This is a genomic window from Cellulomonas sp. ES6, assembly GCF_030053835.1.
Taxonomy (GTDB): Bacteria; Actinomycetota; Actinomycetes; order Actinomycetales; family Cellulomonadaceae; genus Cellulomonas.
Genome location: NZ_CP125655.1, coordinates 1,388,817 through 1,406,589, shown reverse-complemented (window position 1 = coordinate 1,406,589; position 17,773 = coordinate 1,388,817). Strand labels below are relative to the sequence as shown.

The following is a 17,773-nucleotide window of genomic DNA, read 5'->3' as shown; positions in this document are numbered from 1 at the left end:
GCGGGGTCGTCGGCCCCGGGCCGGGCGCCCTCCGTCGCGCTCAGACGCCGGGCAGGTGCTCGGCGACGCGCGCGAGGGCGGCCACGTCCAGGGCCTCGCCGCGCGCCTGCGGGTCGACCCCCGCCGCCGCGAGGGCCGCGACCGCGGGCCCCGACCCCCCGGCGAGCGGTGCGAGCGCGGAGCGCAGCATCTTGCGCCGCTGCGCGAACGCCGCGTCCACGACGGCGAACACCTGCTCGCGGGTGGCGGACGTCGGCGGGGGCTCGCGCCGGTCCAGGCGCACCAGCGCGGAGTCGACGTTGGGCACCGGCCAGAACACCGTGCGCCCCACGGTCGCGGTGCGGCGCGCGGAGGCGTACCAGGCGGCCTTGGCCGACGGCACCCCGTAGGTGCGGCTGCCCGGCGGGGCGGCGAGCCGGTCCGCGACCTCGGCCTGCACCATCACCAGGACGCGCTCCAGGGTCGGGAACCGCTCGAGGAACGTCAGCAGCACCGGCACGGACACGTTGTACGGCAGGTTGGCGACCAGCGCGGTGGGCGGGCGGCCCGGCAGCGCCCGGACGTCGAGGGCGTCACCGCGGACGACCGTCAGCGAGGGGGCGGGGGCGGGACCGGCGGGGGGCGCCGGGTGTCCGTCGGGGCGGACGTCCGCGCCGGCGTCCGGGCCGACGTCGGAGAGGTCCACGACGTCCACGGCCGCGCCGGGGACGTGCCGCCGGACCGTCTCCGGCAGCAGGCCCGCGAGCACCGGGTCGATCTCCACGGCGACGACGTCCGCGCCGGCCTCCAGCAGGCCCAGCGTCAGCGAGCCGAGACCCGGGCCGACCTCGACGACCCGCTCGCCCGCGACCACGTCGGCCTGCCGCACGATCTTGCGCACCGTGCCGCCGTCGAGCACGAAGTTCTGCCCGAGGGTCTTCGTCGGCCGGATCCCCGCCCGCTCGGCGAGGGCGCGGATCTCCGCGGGACCGAGCAACGGCCCCGCCGCAGGAGCGACGGGGCCGTTGCTGGAGGACATGCGGGCGAGCCTACCGGCCGCGCGCGGGCGGCCGGCGTGCGGCCGTCCGCCGCGGCGTCAGGAGAACAGCCGCGGCCCGCAGTGCGGCCACTGGCCGGCGCCGGAGCGGTTGTACAGCATCTGCGCCCGCGCGGTCTGCTCGTCGGCCGAGGCCTCCGAGGGCAGGCCCGCGCCACCGACGGCCTGCCAGGTGGCGACCGAGAACTGGTACAGGCCGTGGTACGTCCCGCTCGCGGAGACCGCGGTGGGGTTGCCGCCCGACTCGCACGCCGCGAGGGCGCCCCAGTTCAGGCCGGCCGCGTCGCCGCCGCCGACCGCGGGGGTGCTCGGGGTGCTCGGCGCCGCGACGACCGGGCGCTTCGTGGTCCCGACGTTCGTCACCTGCGCGACGGGCGCCTGCGTGACCTCGTCGGAGAGCAGGTCGCGCCCCGTCTCCTTGCCGTCCACGGTCGTGACCCGCTCGATGACGGTCCGCACGCCGGGCACGCCCGCGGTGGTGACCTTCGACTGGCCGACGTACAGCGCCGGGTCGTCCTGCTCGACGGCGTCGAACGGCACCTCGCTCGTGGTGGTGACGTCCTCGACGACCACGCGGTTCACGACGACCGTCACGCGGTCGTCCCGGTGGCGCACGCTCACGCGGTCCAGCGGCTGGAGCTCGACGTCCAGGCGGTCGAGCGCGTCGGCGACCGTGGTGCTGCCGTCGGGGACCGTGAGGGTCGTGCCGTCCACGACCACGTCGGCCGGGCCGTCCAGCGTGAGGTCCAGCGACAGGTCGGGGCGGCCGCCCGCGGTGGAGCGCGACGCCACGAGGCGCACGTCGTCGCCGCGGGTGGCGAGCATCTCGAGCGCCTCGTCGGCGGTCAGCGCGGTCGTCCAGACCGTCGCCTGCTCGCCGTCCGCCTGCACGGTCACCTGGCGGGCGTGCCGGACGACGACGTCGACGCCGTCGCTCAGGGCCCCGGCAGGGCTGACGGTGTCACGGGCGCCGAGCTCGAGGTCCTGCTCGGCGAGGAGGCCGTCGACGCTGCCCGCGAACGTGGAGACGGTGGTGCTCACGCCGTCCACGTCGAGGGTGACGGTCTTGTGGGCGTCGGCGACGGCGATGCCGCCGGTGGCCAGCACGACCACGGCGGTCGCGGCACCGATGAGGCGCACACGACCCCGGCGCGTCCGGCGCTCGGCGGTCGGCTCCTGGTCCGTGGTCCCGGGGTCCGTCGTGTTGGACACGACGCGGGTGCGGAGGGTGGCGGGCGTGGCTGCGAGGCGCATGCGGGCGCGACGGAGGAGGGAGGTCACGTGTGTCCAGACGACGGCGGTCCCGGGCACGAGGGGCGGGGTGCGTCGCGGTCCGCGACGCCCGGCGGTGCCCCGGGCTCAGGAGCCCGCGGCGACGGCGGCACCTGGAGGGAGGAGCCGCACCCGACGGTCCCGGATCCTCGATCCGGCGGTCGGCCCTCCGAGACCCGGAGGGGCGGTGCTGCCCGGGAGCCCAGGGTTGCGGGCTGTCACGGGCGACACGCGACCGTAACCCATTCGTGATCTGCTGCCAAGTGGGGGACAGGGCGCGGGGGTCAGTACCAGCCCTTGGCCTGGAACGACGACCAGGCGCCGCACGGCGTCGAGTACCGGCCGGCGATGTAGTTCAGACCCCACGTGATCTGCGTGGACGGGTTGGTGCGCCAGTCGGCGGCGATGCTGGCCATCTTCGAGCCGGGCAGCGCCTGCGGGATCCCGTACGCGCCCGACGAGCGGTTCTCGGCGTCGACCCGCCAGCCGCTCTCCTTGTTCCACAGCTCCAGCAGGCAGGCGAACTGGTCGTCGCCCCACCCGCGCTCCGCGGCCAGCTGCTTGCCGACCTCCTGCGCGCTGCCCGGCGTGACGGTGATGTCCACCCCGGACGCGAGCTCCATCGTGCCGACCTTGACGACCTGGGTCACGGGCTCGACGGTCACCGCCGACGCCACGACCTGCCGGTCCACGACCGCGCCGCCGACCGTGGACGTCGAGTACGTGGTGGTCCGGACGCCCGCGCGGCCCTTGGTCTCGACGACCCGGGTGCCCTTCACGAGCGTCGGGTCCTCGACCTCCTGCTCCTCGAACGGGACGGCCTCCTCGACGCGCTCGCCGCCGGTCGCCGCGCGGGTCACCAGCACCACCAGCCCGTCGGTCGCGGTGGCGTCCAGCGGCACCGACACGCGGTCGCCCTCGTTGAGCACCAGGCCGATCTCCCGCAGGGCGTCGCGCACCGTCCCGGCGCTGGTCACCCCGTCGATCACCTGGCCGTCCACCGCGAGGTGGATCGTCTTCTGCGTCGAGACCCGCAGCACGTCGCCGCGGCTCAGCGACGACGACCGCGAGGCGGACAGCAGGGTCTCGTTCTCCCGCAGGCCCAGGCCCTCGACGGCCTCGCCGACCGTCAGCGCGGTGGTCCACACGGTGCGCTGCTCGCCGTCCACCTCGACGTCGAGCTGCCGGCCGTGGCGGACGACCACCTGGGACCCGTCGCGCACGGGCTCGCCGAGCGCCGGGGCGACCATGTCGTGCTCGCCGACCTCGATGTCGCCCGCCGCGAGCACCTGCGCGACGGTCCGGCCGAACGCGCTCACCTCGACCGGCGTGCCGTCGACCTCGACCGTGATCGTCTTGTGCAGCCCGGCGAACGCCGTCGTCGCGCCCGCGACCAGCAGCAGGGCGGCGCCCTGCGCCCCGATCCGCAGCAGCCGGCCCCTCCGGGAGCGGTGCGCGCGGTGGGCGTGGACGCGGTGGGGGTGCGCGTCGCGCGGTGCGGGGTGCGGGGTCGATCCCGTCGCGGCGGACCCGGTCACGACGGCGTCGGCGGGGGGCTCGGTGCGCCCCGCCGGCAGCGGCCGGGAGGGCACGGACGGGTCGGGCGCAAGCACGCGGACGGCTCCAGCAGGTCGGGACGGCGGGAGGGAGGGACTCACGCCGGGTACAGCAACCCCGACCGTAACCGATTCGTGACCCGCAGCGGAAGCCACCCGCCCCGCCACCACCCACCCGGCCGCCCCGCCCGCTCGGCGGCCCCGCCTGCGTCGACGGCCCCGTCACGGCCGCCCCGGCACCCGCACCGGCTCCCGCGCGTTCGGAGGCTCCCACAGTGCTCGGAGGCGTCCGCGCGGGGTTGGAGGTGTCCGCGGAGCCCTCCGATGCCGCGCGCCTGCCTCCGATGCCGTTGGGAGCCTCCGAGGGTGCCGGGTGGTGTGGGCGCGGGCTCGGAGGGTCGGGCGCGGGGTTGGAGGTGTCCGCGGAGCCCTCCGATGGTGCGCGGACCCCTCCGATGACGTTGGGAGCCTCCGAGGGGAAGGGGAGAAAGGGGGCGGTCAGCTCACCAGGCGCCGTAGACGCGGGTGGCCGTGGTGGCGAGGGTGGCGCAGGTGGTCGCCAGGTCGAGGTCGCGCTCCTCGGCGAGGCGGCGGACGGTGTGCGGGATCACGTACGGCGCGTTGGGGCGGCCGCGCAGGGGGTGCGGCGTGAGGTAGGGCGCGTCGGTCTCGACCAGCAGCAGGTCCAGCGGCAGCAGGCGCAGGGCGGCGCGCAGGTCCTCGTTCGCGGGGTAGGTCAGCGGGCCGGCGAACGAGCAGTACCAGCCCTCACGCGCGCAGGCCTCGGCGAGCGCCGGCCCGCCGGAGAAGCAGTGGAAGACGGTGCGCTCGGGGGCCCCGTCGCGCAGCAGGACGTCGACGACGTCGTCGTGCGCGTCGCGGTCGTGGATCTGCAGGGCGAGGCCGAGCTCCTTGGCCAGCGCGACGTGCGCGCGGAACGCCTCGCGCTGCACCTCCCGCCCCCGCGATCCGGCGCGGAAGTAGTCGAGGCCGGTCTCGCCGACGGCGCGCACCCGGTCGTTGCCGCGCGCGACGTCCGCCACGCGGGCGAGGGCGTCGTCGAGGCCGACGTCGTGGCGGGGCTGCGGGTCGGGCTCGAGGCCGTCGGGTGCGACCTCGTGGACGCCGGCGTGCAGCACCGCCTCGTTGGGGTGGATCGCGACCGCGCCGAGCAGCGCCCGCCGGCCGGCCCGCTGCGGCACGGGCCCGGAGGCCGCCGCCCCGGCGTCCACGGCCAGCACCGCGTCGGTCCACGCGACGGCGTCCAGGTCGCAGCCCACCTGCACCATGCGGGTGACCCCGACGGCGGCGGCCCGGTCGAGGTGGTCGTCGAGCCCGGTGGGTGCCGGCTCGGCCCCCGGGGGCGCCTCGAAGCCGAGCACCGACTCCAGGTGGGTGTGGTCGTCGACGACCGGGGCCGGGAGCGCGTCCGGCAGCGCCGGCCAGCCGCGGTCCCGCCCGGCGCGCGAGCGGCCCACTCAGCCCTGCCGCAGCCGGTCGAGCTCCTCCTCGACGATGGCGTCGTCGAGCTTCGTGAACACCGGCTCCGGCTTGCCGACGGGCGTCCCCGGCACGACCGCGGCCGGCTGCCACGCGGGCAGCGTGACGCCGCGGCGGTAGTCGCCGGTGATGACCGGGTACTGCCGGGACGGGTCGTCGAGGTCGGTCACCTCGTCGATGCGGGGCAGCGGCGAGAACGCCCCGGTGCCGCCGAGGGCCTCGTGCACCTTCTGGGCCGAGTGCGGCAGGAACGGCGACAGCAGGGTGTTGCAGTCGCTCACGGCCTGCGCGGCGGTGTGCAGCACGGTGCCGAGGCGCTCCGGGTCGTTCTTCAGCTTCCACGGCTCGGTCTCGGAGATGTACCGGTTGGCCTCCTGGACCACCCGCATGGCCTCGCCGATGGCGGCGCGGTGGCGGTGCGTGCCGATGAGCTCGCCGACACGGCCGAACGCGGTGGTCGTCGTCGCGAGCAGGTCCTCGTCGACCGTCGTGCGCGGCCCGGGCTGCGGGATGGCTCCGACGTTCTTGTGGATCATGCTGGCGGTGCGGTTGACCAGGTTGCCCCAGCCGGCGACGAGCTCGTCGTTGGTGCGGCGCTTGAAGTCCGCCCACGTGAAGTCGGCGTCCTGGCTCTCCGGGCCGGCGGTCGAGATGTAGTACCGCAGCGCGTCCGGCTGGTACCGGCTCAGCATGTCGCGGACGTAGATGACGACGCCGCGGGAGGACGAGAACTGCTTGCCCTCCATGGTGAGGAACTCGCTCGACACGACCTCGGTCGGCAGGTTCAGCCGGCCGTACGCGCCCGGCTCGCCGCCCTTGGACCCGCCGCCGGCGTAGCCGAGCAGCTCGGCCGGCCAGATCTGCGAGTGGAAGGTGATGTTGTCCTTGCCCATGAAGTAGTACGACAGGGACTCGGGGTCGCTCCAGAACTGCCGCCACGCCTCCGGGTCGCCGGACCGGCGCGCCCACTCGATCGACGCGGACAGGTAGCCGATGACGGCGTCGAACCACACGTACAGCCGCTTGGACGGGTTGTCCTCCCAGCCCTCGAGCGGGATGGGGATGCCCCAGTCGATGTCGCGCGTCATGGCGCGGGGCCGGACGTCGTCGAGCAGGTTGAGCGAGAACTTCAGGACGTTCGGCCGCCACTCGGTGCGGGTGCGCAGCCAGTCCCCGAGCGCGTCGACGAACGCCGGCAGGTCGAGGAAGAAGTGGTTCGACTCGACGAACTTCGGCGTCTCGCCGTTGATGCGCGAGCGCGGGTTCTTGAGGTCGATCGCGTCGAGCTGGTTGCCGCAGTTGTCGCACTGGTCGCCGCGCGCGCCGTCGTAGCCGCAGATCGGGCAGGTGCCCTCGATGTAGCGGTCGGGCAGGGTGCGGCCCGTCGACGGGCTGATGGCGCCCATGGTGGTCTGCTCGACCATGTACCCGTTCTTGTGGACCGTGCGGAACATCTCCTGCACGACGGCGTAGTGGTTGCGCGTGGTGGTCCGGGTGAACAGGTCGTACGACAGGCCGAGCTGGGTGAGGTCCTCGACGATGACGCGGTTGTACCGGTCGGCGAGCTCCTGGGGTGTGACGCCCTCCTGCTCGGCCTGCACGAGGATCGGGGTGCCGTGCTCGTCGGTGCCGGAGACCATGAGGACGTCGTGGCCCGCCATGCGCATGTAGCGGCTGAACACGTCGGAGGGGACGCCGAAGCCGGCGACGTGGCCGATGTGGCGCGGGCCGTTGGCGTAGGGCCAGGCGACAGCGCTGAGGATGCGGGACATGCCGTCGATCCTAGTGAGCCGCGTGGCCCTCCCGGCGCGCGCGGTGCCGAGGTCGTCACCTCGGGCCGAGGTCGTGCGGTGCACCTGACGACCTCGGCCGGACCTGACGACCTCGCCGCCCGGGTCAGCCCTCGACGGCCTCCGCGAGCGCCATCCACCGCTCCTCGACGTCGGCCACCTCGGCCTCGAGCGCCGCCTTGTCCGTCCCGAGCGCGGTGAGGCCGACGTAGTCCGCGGGGTCGTGCTCCGCCATCGTCCGGTCGAGCGCCTCGATCTGGCCGGTCAGCTTCGAGATCCGCCGCTCCAGCGCCCCGAGCTCCTTCTTCGCGGCGCGCAGCTCCGCCCCGTCCAGCCCGGTGCCGCCCGCCGCCGCCGGGGCGCCCCCGGTCGCCTCGGTCGGGGCGCCCGTCTGCACCGGGTTCCCGCCGCGGTGGTGCTCGAGCAGCCGCAGGTACTCGTCCACGCCGCCGGGCACGTGCCGGAACCGTCCGTCGAGCACCGCGTACTGCTGGTCGGTGACGCGCTCCAGCAGGTACCGGTCGTGGGAGACGACCAGCAGCGTGCCGGGCCAGGTGTCCAGCAGGTCCTCCATCGCGGCGAGCATGTCGGTGTCGAGGTCGTTCGACGGCTCGTCCAGCACCAGCACGTTCGGCTCGTCCAGCAGGATCAGCAGCAGCTGGAGCCGCCGCCGCTGGCCGCCGGACAGGTCCCTGACCGGGGTCGAGAGCTGGGCGCTGGTGAACCCGAGCCGCTCCAGGAGCTGCCCGGGGGTCATCTCCTTGCCGCCGGCGACGTACGTGGTGCGGTACCGGCCGATGACGTCGCTGACCCGGTCGTCGGCCACGTCGGCGAGCTCCGCGAGCTCCTGCGTGAGCGTCGCGACCTGCACCGTCTTGCCGCGCTTGACCCGGCCGGCGCTCGGCGCGACGGCGCCGGTGACGAGCCCGAGCAGCGTCGACTTGCCGGCACCGTTGACCCCGAGCACGCCGGTGCGCTCACCGGGCGCGATCCGCCAGGTCACGTGCCGCAGCACCTCGTGGTCGCCGTAGGAGACCGACACGTCCTCGATGTCGACGACGTCCTTGCCGAGCCGTGCGGTGGCCATGCGGGACAGCGCGACGGTGTCGCGGGGCGGCGGCACGTCGGCGATGAGCGCGTTCGCGGCCTCGATCCGGAAGCGCGGCTTGGACGTGCGGGCGGGCGCGCCGCGGCGCAGCCACGCGAGCTCCTTGCGCATGAGGTTCTGCCGCTTGGCCTCGGTGGCCGCCGCCATGCGGTCGCGCTCGACGCGCTGCAGCACGTACGCCGCGTAGCCGCCCTCGAACGGCTCGACGACGCCGTCGTGCACCTCCCACGTCGCGGTGCACACCTCGTCGAGGAACCAGCGGTCGTGGGTGACGACCAGCAGGCCGCCGGCGTTCGCGGACCAGCGGCGGTTCAGGTGCCGGGCGAGCCACGTGACGGCCTCGACGTCCAGGTGGTTCGTCGGCTCGTCCAGCATGAGGACGTCGTCGTCGCCGGCCAGCAGCGCCGCGAGGGCGACGCGCCGCCGCTGGCCGCCGGACAGGTCGCCGACGCGCTTGTCCCAGGGCAGGTCGCCGACGAGCCCCTGCACGACGTCGCGGACGCGCGCGTCGCCGGCCCACTCGTGCTCGACGCGGTCCCCGACGACGGCCGTGCCGACGGTCAGCTCCGGGTCGAGCGTGTCGGTCTGGTCGAGCACCCCCACGCGCACCCCGCCGCGCACGGTGACGCGGCCGCCGTCCGGGGACAGGCGGCCCGCCAGGAGCGCCAGCAGCGAGGACTTGCCGTCCCCGTTGCGCCCGACGACGCCGACGCGGTCGCCCTCGTTCAGCCCGACCGTGACGCCGTCGAAGACGCGCTTGGTCGGGAACGACAGGTGCAGCGCTTCGCCGCCGAGCAGGTGGGCCATTCCGCCAAGCGTAGGGCCGCGCGCCCGCGGCCCGCCGCGGGCTGCGGCTACCGTGGGTGCGTGCCGCGCCCCGACCTCGACGCCGACCTCGACGCCGACCCCGACGCCCCCGGCTGGCGCCGGCCGCCGCTGACCGCCGACCAGCGCCGCTACGACGCGCTGCTCGCCGTCGGGCTGCTGGTGGGCGGGGTGCTGAGCCTCGCGCTCGGCGGCACCGCCGGGATGTACGACGACCCGGCGGAGGGCTGGGTCGCGGTGCTGTGCGTGCTCGCGGTGACGGCCCCGCTCGCGGTGCGCCGCCGGTGGCCCGCCGCCGTCGCCGGGGTGGTCGCCGCGGCGTTCGTGGTGGTCGGCGAGCTGCGCGTCCCCGAGACCCTGTTCGCGAACATCGCGCTGTTCATGGCCCTGTACACGGTCGGCGCGTGGGACCCGCGGCGGACCCGGGCGGTCGTCGTGCGCGGCGTCGTGGTCGTCGCGATGTTCGTCTGGCTGCTCATCGCGATGTTCCAGGCGGTCACCGACCCCGAGGGCATCGAGGGCTTCTCCAACGCCGGCGCGTTCTCGCCGCTCGTCGCGTTCCTGCTGATCCAGCTGCTCACCAACGTGCTGTACTTCGCCGGCGCGTGGTGGTTCGGCGACCACGCGTGGAACGCCGCGCGCGAACGCGCCCGCACGGACTGGCGGGGGCGCCTGCTGGTGGGCGAGCAGCGCCGCGTCGAGGAGCAGGCGGTCGCGATCGAGCGGCTGCGGCTGGCCCGCGAGCTGCACGACGCCGTCGCGCACCACGTGTCGATGATGGGCGTGCAGGCGGCCGCCGCCCGCACCCTGCTCGGCGTGGACCCGGGGCGCGCCGCGGAGGCCCTCGAGCAGGTCGAGGACTCCGCCCGGGAGGCGGTGGACGAGCTGCACGGGCTGCTGACGACCCTGCGCGACACCCCGGACACCGGCGAGGCGGCGGTGGGCTCCCTCGGCGTCGACCGGCTGCCCGAGCTGGTCCGCCAGGCCACCGACAACGGCCTCGAGGCGCAGTACCAGGTGGTCGGTGAGCCGGTGCGCGTACCGCCGCTGACGTCGCTCAACCTGTACCGGATCTGCCAGGAGGCGCTCACGAACGTCCGCAAGCACGCCGGGTCCGGTGCGCGCGTGGACGTCCGGCTGCGCTACGACGGCGCCGCCGTGGAGCTCGAGGTGGCGGACGACGGCACCGGGGGCCGGCGGGTCGGTCGCGGGACGTCCGGCGGGCTCGGGCTGGTCGGGATGCGGGAGCGGGTCGCCGCGGACGGCGGCACGCTGGAGACCGGCGCGCGGGGCCGCGGCGGGTACCTGGTGCGGGCGCGGGTGCCGCTCGCGCCGCGGACGGGAGGAGCACGATGACCGAGCAGGTGGCCGCGGGGACACCCGGCCCGGCGGGGCCCGTGCGGGTGCTGCTCGCCGACGACCAGGCCCTGCTGCGCGCCGGCCTCGCGACGATCCTCGGCGCCGCGCCGGACCTGGAGGTCGTCGGCGAGGCGGGCACCGGCCGGGAGGCCGTCGAGCTGGCCCGCGCGCTGCGCCCCGACGTGGTCTGCATGGACGTGCAGATGCCGGAGATGGACGGCCTCGAGGCCACCCGCCGGATCGTGGCGGACCCGGACGTCGCCGCGGCCGTGCTCGTGCTCACCACGTTCAACCGCGACGACTACCTGCTCGAGTCGCTCCAGGCCGGCGCCGCGGGGTTCCTGCTGAAGAACTCCCGCCCCGAGCAGCTCGCCGACGCGGTGCGTGCCGTCGCCGCCGGGGACGCCCTGCTGTCGCCGGAGGTCACGCGGGCGGTCATCGCCCGGGCGGTCGGGGCGGGCACCGCCTCCGCCCCGGGACGGAGCGTCCCCGGGGGCCCGCAGGAGGGCGGGTGCCCCTCGGCCGCGGGGCTGACCGAGCGCGAGACCGAGGTGCTGCGGCTCGTCGCCCGGGGGATGAGCAACGACGAGATCGCCGCGGAGCTCGTGCTGGGGCGCGCGACGGTCAAGACCCACGTCTCGAACCTGCTGATGAAGCTGGGCCTGCGCGACCGCGTGCAGGCCGTCGTGTTCGCGTACCAGAACGGGTTCACGGACTGACGCGCCCGGCGCCCTCCCCCGCGGGGCGGAGGGCGCAGGTTCCGCCGCCGGGCTGAGGCGCCCGGGCCGCCCGCTCCCTAGCGTTGACCCCGGACGACGCAGGAGAACGGGAGACGGACATGTTGCGACTCGACGGCATCCACCGGTCCTTCGGGGACCGCCTGGTGCTGGACGACGTGGGCTTCGAGGTGCAGCGCGGCAAGCTCACGGGCTTCGTCGGCGGCAACGGCGCGGGCAAGACCACGACCATGCGGATCGTGCTCGGCGTGCTGTCGGCCGACTCGGGCACGGTGACGCTCGACGGCGCGCCCCTCGGGGACGACCAGCGCCGCGGCTTCGGCTACATGCCGGAGGAGCGCGGGCTGTACCCGAAGATGAAGGTGCTCGAGCAGATCGCCTACCTGGCGCGGCTGCACGGGTACGACCGCCGGGACGCCACCGAGCGGGCGCGCGGGCTGCTCGAGAAGCTCGGCCTGTCCGAGCGGCTGGACGACCCGGTCGACGACCTGTCGCTGGGCAACCAGCAGCGCGCGCAGATCGCCGCCGCGCTGGTCCACGAGCCCGAGGTCCTCATCCTCGACGAGCCGTTCTCGGGCCTCGACCCGATGGCGGTCGACGTCGTGCTCGGCGTGCTGTCCGAGCACGCGGCCCGGGGCGTGCCGGTGCTGTTCTCCTCGCACCAGCTCGACGTGGTCGAGCGGCTCTGCGACGACGTCGTGGTCATCGCCGGCGGCAGGATCCGCGCGGCGGGGGAGAAGGAGGCGCTGCGCGCCCGGTACTCCGAGCCGCGCTACGAGATCACCTCCGGGGGCGACATGGGCTGGCTGCGCTCGGAGCCCGGGGTGCGCGTCGTCGAGTTCGACGGCGGCTACGCGCTGTTCGACGCCGACGACGCGACGGCCCAGCGGGTGCTGCGCACCGCGCTCGACGCCGCCCCGGTCAGCCAGTTCGCCCCGGTGCGCCCGCGGCTCGCGGAGATCTTCCGCGACATCGTCACCGACGAGCAGCGCCACGACGAGGAGCCCGCCGGTGCGCGGGTGAAGGAGACGGTCCGATGACTTCCCCCACCACCCCGCGCCCCCGCCCCGCGACGCCGAGCGCCGTGCAGAGCACCCTCATGGTCGCCGAGCGGGAGATCGTCACGCAGGTCCGCACCAAGTCGTTCCTCATCTCGACGGGCATCCTGCTGCTGCTCGTGCTCGGCGGCATCGTGCTGACCTCGCTGCTGGGCGACAAGCTCGGCGGCGGCGACACCAAGGTCGCGGTCGTGCCCGCGACGGCGTCGGTGATCGCCGACGTGGACGGGCTCGAGCCGGTCGACGCCGCCGACGCCGACGAGGCCCGCGCGCTCGTCGAGTCCGAGGAGGTCTCGGCCGCGATCCTCCCCGACGAGGACGCCGGCAACCCGCTCGGCATCGTCGTCGTCGGCCTGGACTCCGCCCCGGACGACGTGGTGGGCGCGCTGGCGGTGACCCCGCCCGTGGAGCTGCTGGACGACTCCGCGACGCCCGCCGGGCTGCGGTACCTCGTGTCGCTGCTGTTCGGCCTGGTGTTCCTCATGGCCGCGTCGTCGTTCGGCGGCACCATCGCGCAGAACACCGTGCAGGAGAAGCAGTCCCGCATCGTCGAGATCCTGCTGTCGACCGTCCCGCCCCGCGCGCTGCTCGCCGGCAAGATCCTCGGCAACACCGTGCTGGCCGTCGGGCAGATCGCGGCGATCGCCGCCGTGGCCGTCGTCGGCCTGGTCGTCACCGGTCAGGACGACGTGCTGAGCCTCGTCGGGGCGCCCGTCGCCTGGTTCGTGCTGTTCTTCCTCGTCGGGTTCGTGCTGCTCGCGGCGATGTTCGCGTCCGCGGCCTCGCTCGTGTCGCGCATCGAGGACACCGGCTCCGTGCTGACCCCGGTGATCATGCTGGTGATGATCCCGTACTTCGGCGTCATCTTCTTCAACGACAACGACACCGTGCTGACCGTCATGTCGTACGTGCCCTTCAGCGCGGCCGTGGGGATGCCCGTCCGGCTGTTCCTCGGACAGGCGGCGTGGTGGGAGCCGCTGCTGTCGCTGGCGGTGCTCGTGGTGTCCGCGGCCGTCGTCACGGCGATCGGTGCCCGCATCTACGAGCGGTCCGTGCTGCGCACCGGGCGGCGCGTGAAGCTGTCGGAGGCGCTCGCCAAGGCGGCCTGACCGACCCGTACCGGCGCGCGCGGCACCCGGGAGGGGGGTGCCGCGCGCGTCTGCGTCTGCGTCCCCGGACCCGGGGCTGCGGGATCAGGGCGTGTCGAACGGCGCGACGAGCGTGCGCAGCAGGTCCGCGAGCCGCTCCCGGTCCGCGTCCGGCAGGCCGGCGAGCAGCCCCGCCTCGACCTCCAGCAGCGTCGACATCGCCGCGTCCACCCGCGAGCGTCCCTCGGCCGTGAGGCTCACCAGGACGCCCCGGCGGTCGTCGGGCGACGGCAGCCGCTCCACCAGCGCCCGCGAGGCCAGCCGGTCGATGCGGTTCGTCATCGTGCCGCTCGTCACCAGCGTCTGCGTCAGCAGGGCGCCCGGCGACATCCGGTACGGCGCCCCCGCGCGGCGCAGCGCGGACAGCACGTCGAACTCCCACGGCTCCAGGCCGTGCCGGGCGAACGCCTGCCGCCGCGCCAGGTCCAGGTGCCGCGACAGCCGGGTCACCCGGGACAGCACCGTCAGCGGCGCGACGTCCAGGTCCGGCCGCTCGCGCGCCCACGCCGCGACGATCCGGTCGACCTCGTCCGCCGGGTCGTCCCCGCGCGGGGAGGGAGGGGCGGCAGCCGACATGCGGGCGAGGCTACCCGCTGCGCGCGGACGGACCCGCGCAGGGCACGCCGCCACGGTGGGCCCAGCGGTCAGTCCGCGGGCGTCTCAGCAGCGCGGGTCCGCTTCGTCGCGGGGCGCTTCGCCGCCTCGCTCGTCAGCGTCGGGCGTCGCTCCATGCCGGACAGGCCGTTCCACGCCAGGTTCACGAGCGCCGCCGCGACGTCCGCCTTCTTGGGGCTGCGCGCGTCGAGCCAGTGCTGCCCGGTCAGCGCGACCATGCCGACCAGCATCTGCGCGTAGATCGGTGCCGTGCGCGGGTCCAGGTGCTGCTTGCGGAACTGGTCCGCCAGCAGGTGCTCGACCTGCGTCGCGACGTCCCCGATCAGGCTGGAGAACGTCCCCGTGGCCTGCGCGACCGGCGAGTCCCGCACGAGGATCCGGAACCCGTCCTCGGAGTCCTCGATGTAGCCCAGCAGCGCCAGCGCCGAGCGCTCGACCATGACCTTCGGGTGCCCGCCCTCGTCCAGCGCCCCGGACAGCGCGCTGGTCAGCGCCTGGATCTCCCGGTCGACGACGACCGCGTAGATCCCCTCCTTGCCGCCGAAGTGCTCGTACACGACCGGCTTCGACACCTCGGCGCGCGCGGCGATCTCCTCGATCGAGGTCCCCTCGAACCCCTTCTCGGCGAACAGGCGGCGGCTGACGGCCAGCAGCTGCTCGCGCCGCTGCGTCGCGGTCATGCGGGCGCGCGTCGCCTTCGGGCTGCGGCGTGGCTCGGCGGTCATCCGGCCATCCTGTCAGGCCCGGCGCCCGCCCGCGGGTGGTGCGTCGCGCGACGTCGGCGCCTGGCAGACTGGCGGCCGACGCGGGTGCCCGCCGGGCGGCCCGCGGTCCGCCCTGGTGTAACGGCAGCACGCAGGCCTTTGGAGCCTTGCGGTCCGGGTTCGAATCCTGGGGGCGGAGCCCAGCCCAACCCGCCCGCCCGGGGTCAGCGCGGCGCGGCGCGCCGGGCGACGGTCCGCTCGTGCAGCTCCTCGCGCTGCTCCTCGTCGTCCATCACCAGCCAGACGAGCCCGCAGTTCTGCGGGCCGTCCGCCCCGGGGAAGCACAGGGTGCAGGCGTCACCCGGCCGGATCGGGCACTTCGGGACGGGGTGTCCCATGGCGGCTCCTTCGTGGGCGCGCACGGGCCGCGACCCCGTGGCGAGCGTACGCCCGGCTCGGGTACGCCGGGCCGGGCGCACGGCGGCGCCCGACCCGGCGGTCCGTCACTCCCCGAGCAGCACCCGCGCCGCGTCGGCGTCGAGCAGCTCCCGCACCGCCGCCCGGCCCGCGGCGGCGTCCGGCGCGGCCAGCGCGGCGTCCGCCATCGCCCGGCACCGGTCGAGGGTGTGGGCGCGCAGCGCGTACCGCGCGGCGGGCACCCGGCCGGCGGCCATCGACAGCGACGTGATGCCGAGCCCCGCGAGCACGAGGGCCATGAGCGGGTCGGAGGCCGACTCGCCGCACACGCCGACCGGCTTGCCGAGCGCCGAGCCCGCGCGGGCGGTCGCCGCCACGAGGTCGAGCACCGCGGGCTGCCACGGGTCCAGCAGGTCGGCGAGCTCGCCGCGCAGCCGGTCCGCCGCCATCGTGTACTGCGCGAGGTCGTTGGTGCCGAGGGACACGAAGTCGACCTCCGCGAGGATCGCCTCGGCGCGCAGGGCGGCGGCCGGGACCTCGACCATGACGCCGACCTTCTCGACGCCGGCGGCGCGGGCGGCGGTCGCGAACGCGCGGGCCTCCGCCGGGGTGGCGATCATCGGCGCCATCACCCAGACGTCCGCGCGCCGCTCGGCGGGCAGGGCCCGGACGACCGCTCCCAGGGCCTCGAGCTGCCGCTCGACGACGCCCGGCACGCTGCGCACCAGGCGGTAGCCGCGCACGCCGAGCGCGGGGTTCTCCTCGTCGGGCTGGGTGGCGAAGGCCAGCGGCTTGTCGGCGCCCGCGTCGAGGGTGCGGATGACGACCTTGCGGCCGGCGTACGCCTCGACGACCTCGGCGTACGCGGACTGCTGCGCGGCGACGGTCGGCTCGGTGCGCGCGTCGAGGAACAGCACCTCGGTGCGGAACAGGCCGACGCCCTCGCTGCGGGGCGCGGCGTCGCGGGCGTCGGCGGGCGTGCCGACGTTCGCGAGCAGCGGCAGGGCGTGGCCGTCGGCGGTGGCCCCGGGGCCGTCGACGGCGCGGATCTCCTCCTCCGCGGCAGCCCGGCGCTCCACGACGGCGACCGCCTCCGGCGACGGGTCGGGCTCGACGGTGCCGGCGGCGGCGTCGACGAGCACCGGGGTGCCGGACGCCAGGGCGGTCGCGCCGGCGACGCGCACGACGCACGGCAGCCCGAGCTGTCCCGCCACGATCGCGGTGTGGGACGTCGGGCCGCCGAGCTCCGTGACGATCGCCGCGACCTTCGTCAGGTCCAGCGCCGCGGTGTCGGCGGGGGAGAGGTCCTCCGCGACGACGACGGCCGGGCCGTCCAGCGGCGCGAGCCCGGGCTCGGGCACGCCGAGCAGCCGGGCGACCGCGCGGTGCCGGACGCTGCGCAGGTCCGTCGCGCGCTCGGCGAGGTCCCCGCCCGCGGCGGTGAACGCGGCCGCGAAGCCCTCGACGGCCTGGTCGACGGCGGTGGCGGGGCCGTGGCCGGCGTGCACCAGCCGGGCGGCCTCCGCGGCGAGCGCCGGGTCGCCGGCCATCGTCGCGGCGGCCTCCAGCATGTGGCGCAGGTCCTCGTTGCCGGTCGCGGCGGCGCGGGCGCGCAGGTCGTCGCCGACCTCCCCGAGCACGGCGCGCAGCCGGGACTCGGCGGCGGCCGGGTCGGCGGGCGCGGGCTCGTCGGCCGGGACCTGCGGCGCGGGGGCGACCAGCGCCACCGGGGCGACCGCGCAGCCGCGGCCGACGCCGATGCCGCGCAGCACGCCGTCCGCCGTGCGCCCGGTGCCGGCGGCGCTCATGCCTGACCGACCAGGTCGAGGTCGGACGCCAGCAGCGCGGCCAGCTCGTCCAGCAGCGGCTCGGCGTCGGCGGAGTCCGCGGACAGCACGACCTCCTCGCCGTGCTGCAGCTTCAGGCCCATCACCGACAGGATGCTCGCGGCGTCGACGGCGGGCTCGCCGTCGCGGCCGATCTGGACCGCGTGCCCGCCGTCGGCGGCGGCGCGGGTGAGGACGGACGCGGGGCGGGCGTGCAGGCCGGTGGCGGTCGCGATGCGCGCTCGACGGTGAGGCATGGAGATCCCTTTCTCGTCCGACGCCCGGCGGTGGGCGACGACCCAGGGCAACAAAAAAGACCCGAGGCGTCCGACGTGGTGCCGGTGCCTCAGGTCTTGCCTGAACCGCTCAGTAACAACCCTGGTGCGCCCAGTTCTACGGCGAGGGGGTGCGTGGCGTCAAACCCTGTGCTCCGGGCGGCCGCCCGGAGCCGCTACTTGCGCTCCCTGCCGCGACAGGGGCATGCTGCCGCCCGAAGCACACGCTTCATCCACGGCCACAGGGTTGTTACTCCTCGCGGAGGCAAGATCGGTGGCCCGGCGCACGGTGGTCCGTGCGTCCGGGTCCGCATCGCCTCCCCGCGACCGGACCGGACGGACGGTCCCAGGTCCCCGGAGGGGACGACGTGGCCCCTCGCCCCGAGCCACCAGGCGGTGGCCGACGGCGCGACGCCTCGTTCCTCCGTACCCGGGCGGTCGACGCGCCGCAGGCAGCCCCCGCCTGCGGTCGCCGAGGCCGCCGTCCGTCCCGTGCGCCGGCGTCTGACTGCGACGGAGCAGTCGCCCGTCCAGGTCTCGGCCCCTG

At 75.6% G+C, this 17,773-nt stretch carries 15 protein-coding genes and 1 tRNA gene; 5 read left to right on the top strand and 11 right to left on the bottom strand.

The genetic code is table 11. The features are described from left to right. Positions 1 to 40: 40 nt before the first annotated feature. The 6 genes from P9841_RS06570 to P9841_RS06545 form a co-directional block, all read right to left on the bottom strand. Positions 41 to 1,018, bottom strand: coding sequence for a ribosomal RNA small subunit methyltransferase A (locus P9841_RS06570; RefSeq protein ID WP_283321231.1), 978 nt, complete (start codon positions 1,016 to 1,018; stop codon positions 41 to 43). Positions 1,019 to 1,075: 57 nt separating this feature from the next. Beyond that, on the bottom strand, positions 1,076 to 2,317 hold the full coding sequence (locus P9841_RS06565) for a resuscitation-promoting factor (protein ID WP_283321230.1): 1,242 nt from the start codon (positions 2,315 to 2,317) through the stop codon (positions 1,076 to 1,078). A 275-nt stretch (positions 2,318 to 2,592) separates the two neighbouring features. After that, on the bottom strand, positions 2,593 to 3,921 hold the full coding sequence (locus P9841_RS06560) for a resuscitation-promoting factor (protein WP_283321229.1): 1,329 nt from the start codon (positions 3,919 to 3,921) through the stop codon (positions 2,593 to 2,595). Positions 3,922 to 4,367: 446 nt separating this feature from the next. Then, positions 4,368 to 5,342 (bottom strand): TatD family hydrolase, encoded by a 975-nt coding sequence (locus P9841_RS06555; protein WP_283321228.1) that lies wholly within the window; start codon positions 5,340 to 5,342, stop codon positions 4,368 to 4,370. After that, positions 5,343 to 7,136: a methionine--tRNA ligase gene (gene metG, locus P9841_RS06550; RefSeq protein ID WP_283321227.1), complete on the bottom strand. Its 1,794-nt coding sequence runs from the start codon at positions 7,134 to 7,136 to the stop codon at positions 5,343 to 5,345. A gap of 124 nt (positions 7,137 to 7,260) precedes the next feature. Further along, positions 7,261 to 9,069: an ABC-F family ATP-binding cassette domain-containing protein gene (locus P9841_RS06545; RefSeq protein WP_283321226.1), complete on the bottom strand. Its 1,809-nt coding sequence runs from the start codon at positions 9,067 to 9,069 to the stop codon at positions 7,261 to 7,263. 60 nt (positions 9,070 to 9,129) lie between these two features. Between P9841_RS06545 and P9841_RS06540 the strand changes: the two genes are divergently transcribed. From P9841_RS06540 to P9841_RS06525, 4 genes are all read left to right on the top strand, one after another. Further along, positions 9,130 to 10,443: a sensor histidine kinase gene (locus tag P9841_RS06540; protein WP_283321225.1), complete on the top strand. Its 1,314-nt coding sequence runs from the start codon at positions 9,130 to 9,132 to the stop codon at positions 10,441 to 10,443. After that, complete coding sequence (locus tag P9841_RS06535; protein WP_283321224.1) at positions 10,440 to 11,165, top strand: response regulator; 726 nt, start codon at positions 10,440 to 10,442, stop codon at positions 11,163 to 11,165. Before P9841_RS06540 ends, P9841_RS06535 begins: the two co-directional genes overlap by 4 nt. Before the next feature lie 119 nt (positions 11,166 to 11,284). Continuing rightward, positions 11,285 to 12,223 carry an ABC transporter ATP-binding protein gene (locus P9841_RS06530; RefSeq protein ID WP_283321223.1) on the top strand — a complete coding sequence of 313 codons (939 nt, stop codon included), beginning with the start codon at positions 11,285 to 11,287 and terminating at the stop codon, positions 12,221 to 12,223. Continuing rightward, a complete protein-coding gene (locus tag P9841_RS06525) occupies positions 12,220 to 13,350 on the top strand; it encodes an ABC transporter permease (protein WP_283321222.1) in 1,131 nt (376 codons plus the stop codon). Before P9841_RS06530 ends, P9841_RS06525 begins: the two co-directional genes overlap by 4 nt. 84 nt (positions 13,351 to 13,434) lie before the next feature. Here P9841_RS06525 and P9841_RS06520 read toward each other — a convergent pair whose 3' ends face one another. Further along, positions 13,435 to 13,965: a MarR family winged helix-turn-helix transcriptional regulator gene (locus tag P9841_RS06520; protein WP_283321221.1), complete on the bottom strand. Its 531-nt coding sequence runs from the start codon at positions 13,963 to 13,965 to the stop codon at positions 13,435 to 13,437. Between the two features lie 68 nt (positions 13,966 to 14,033). Further along, complete coding sequence (locus tag P9841_RS06515) at positions 14,034 to 14,684, bottom strand: TetR/AcrR family transcriptional regulator (protein WP_283321884.1); 651 nt, start codon at positions 14,682 to 14,684, stop codon at positions 14,034 to 14,036. A 151-nt stretch (positions 14,685 to 14,835) separates the two neighbouring features. Between P9841_RS06515 and P9841_RS06510 the strand changes: the two genes are divergently transcribed. Then, positions 14,836 to 14,907, top strand: a tRNA-Gln gene (locus P9841_RS06510). A 25-nt stretch (positions 14,908 to 14,932) separates the two neighbouring features. On the opposite strand, the gene P9841_RS06505 is transcribed toward P9841_RS06510, so the two are convergent. The 3 genes from P9841_RS06505 to P9841_RS06495 form a co-directional block, all read right to left on the bottom strand. Next, positions 14,933 to 15,106, bottom strand: a complete 174-nt coding sequence (locus tag P9841_RS06505; RefSeq protein WP_283321220.1) for a DUF6767 domain-containing protein — start codon at positions 15,104 to 15,106, stop codon at positions 14,933 to 14,935. A gap of 105 nt (positions 15,107 to 15,211) precedes the next feature. Then, positions 15,212 to 16,933: a phosphoenolpyruvate--protein phosphotransferase gene (locus P9841_RS06500; protein ID WP_283321219.1), complete on the bottom strand. Its 1,722-nt coding sequence runs from the start codon at positions 16,931 to 16,933 to the stop codon at positions 15,212 to 15,214. Then, positions 16,930 to 17,208, bottom strand: coding sequence for an HPr family phosphocarrier protein (locus tag P9841_RS06495; RefSeq protein ID WP_283321218.1), 279 nt, complete (start codon positions 17,206 to 17,208; stop codon positions 16,930 to 16,932). Before P9841_RS06495 ends, P9841_RS06500 begins: the two co-directional genes overlap by 4 nt. Positions 17,209 to 17,773: the final 565 nt, after the last annotated feature.

Bases quoted from the DNA above. Each gene is read 5' to 3' on its own strand.
- P9841_RS06525 (WP_283321222.1), top strand. From the start codon at position 12,220: ATGACTTCCCCCACCACCCCGCGCCCCCGCCCCGCGACGCCGAGCGCC.
- P9841_RS06570 (WP_283321231.1), bottom strand. From the start codon at position 1,018: ATGTCCTCCAGCAACGGCCCCGTCGCTCCTGCGGCGGGGCCGTTGCTC.
- metG (WP_283321227.1), bottom strand. From the start codon at position 7,136: ATGTCCCGCATCCTCAGCGCTGTCGCCTGGCCCTACGCCAACGGCCCG.
- P9841_RS06535 (WP_283321224.1), top strand. From the start codon at position 10,440: ATGACCGAGCAGGTGGCCGCGGGGACACCCGGCCCGGCGGGGCCCGTG.
- P9841_RS06495 (WP_283321218.1), bottom strand. From the start codon at position 17,208: ATGCCTCACCGTCGAGCGCGCATCGCGACCGCCACCGGCCTGCACGCC.
- P9841_RS06545 (WP_283321226.1), bottom strand. From the start codon at position 9,069: ATGGCCCACCTGCTCGGCGGCGAAGCGCTGCACCTGTCGTTCCCGACC.
- P9841_RS06520 (WP_283321221.1), bottom strand. From the start codon at position 13,965: ATGTCGGCTGCCGCCCCTCCCTCCCCGCGCGGGGACGACCCGGCGGAC.
- P9841_RS06515 (WP_283321884.1), bottom strand. From the start codon at position 14,684: ATGACCGCGACGCAGCGGCGCGAGCAGCTGCTGGCCGTCAGCCGCCGC.
- P9841_RS06530 (WP_283321223.1), top strand. From the start codon at position 11,285: ATGTTGCGACTCGACGGCATCCACCGGTCCTTCGGGGACCGCCTGGTG.
- P9841_RS06505 (WP_283321220.1), bottom strand. From the start codon at position 15,106: ATGGGACACCCCGTCCCGAAGTGCCCGATCCGGCCGGGTGACGCCTGC.
- P9841_RS06500 (WP_283321219.1), bottom strand. From the start codon at position 16,933: ATGAGCGCCGCCGGCACCGGGCGCACGGCGGACGGCGTGCTGCGCGGC.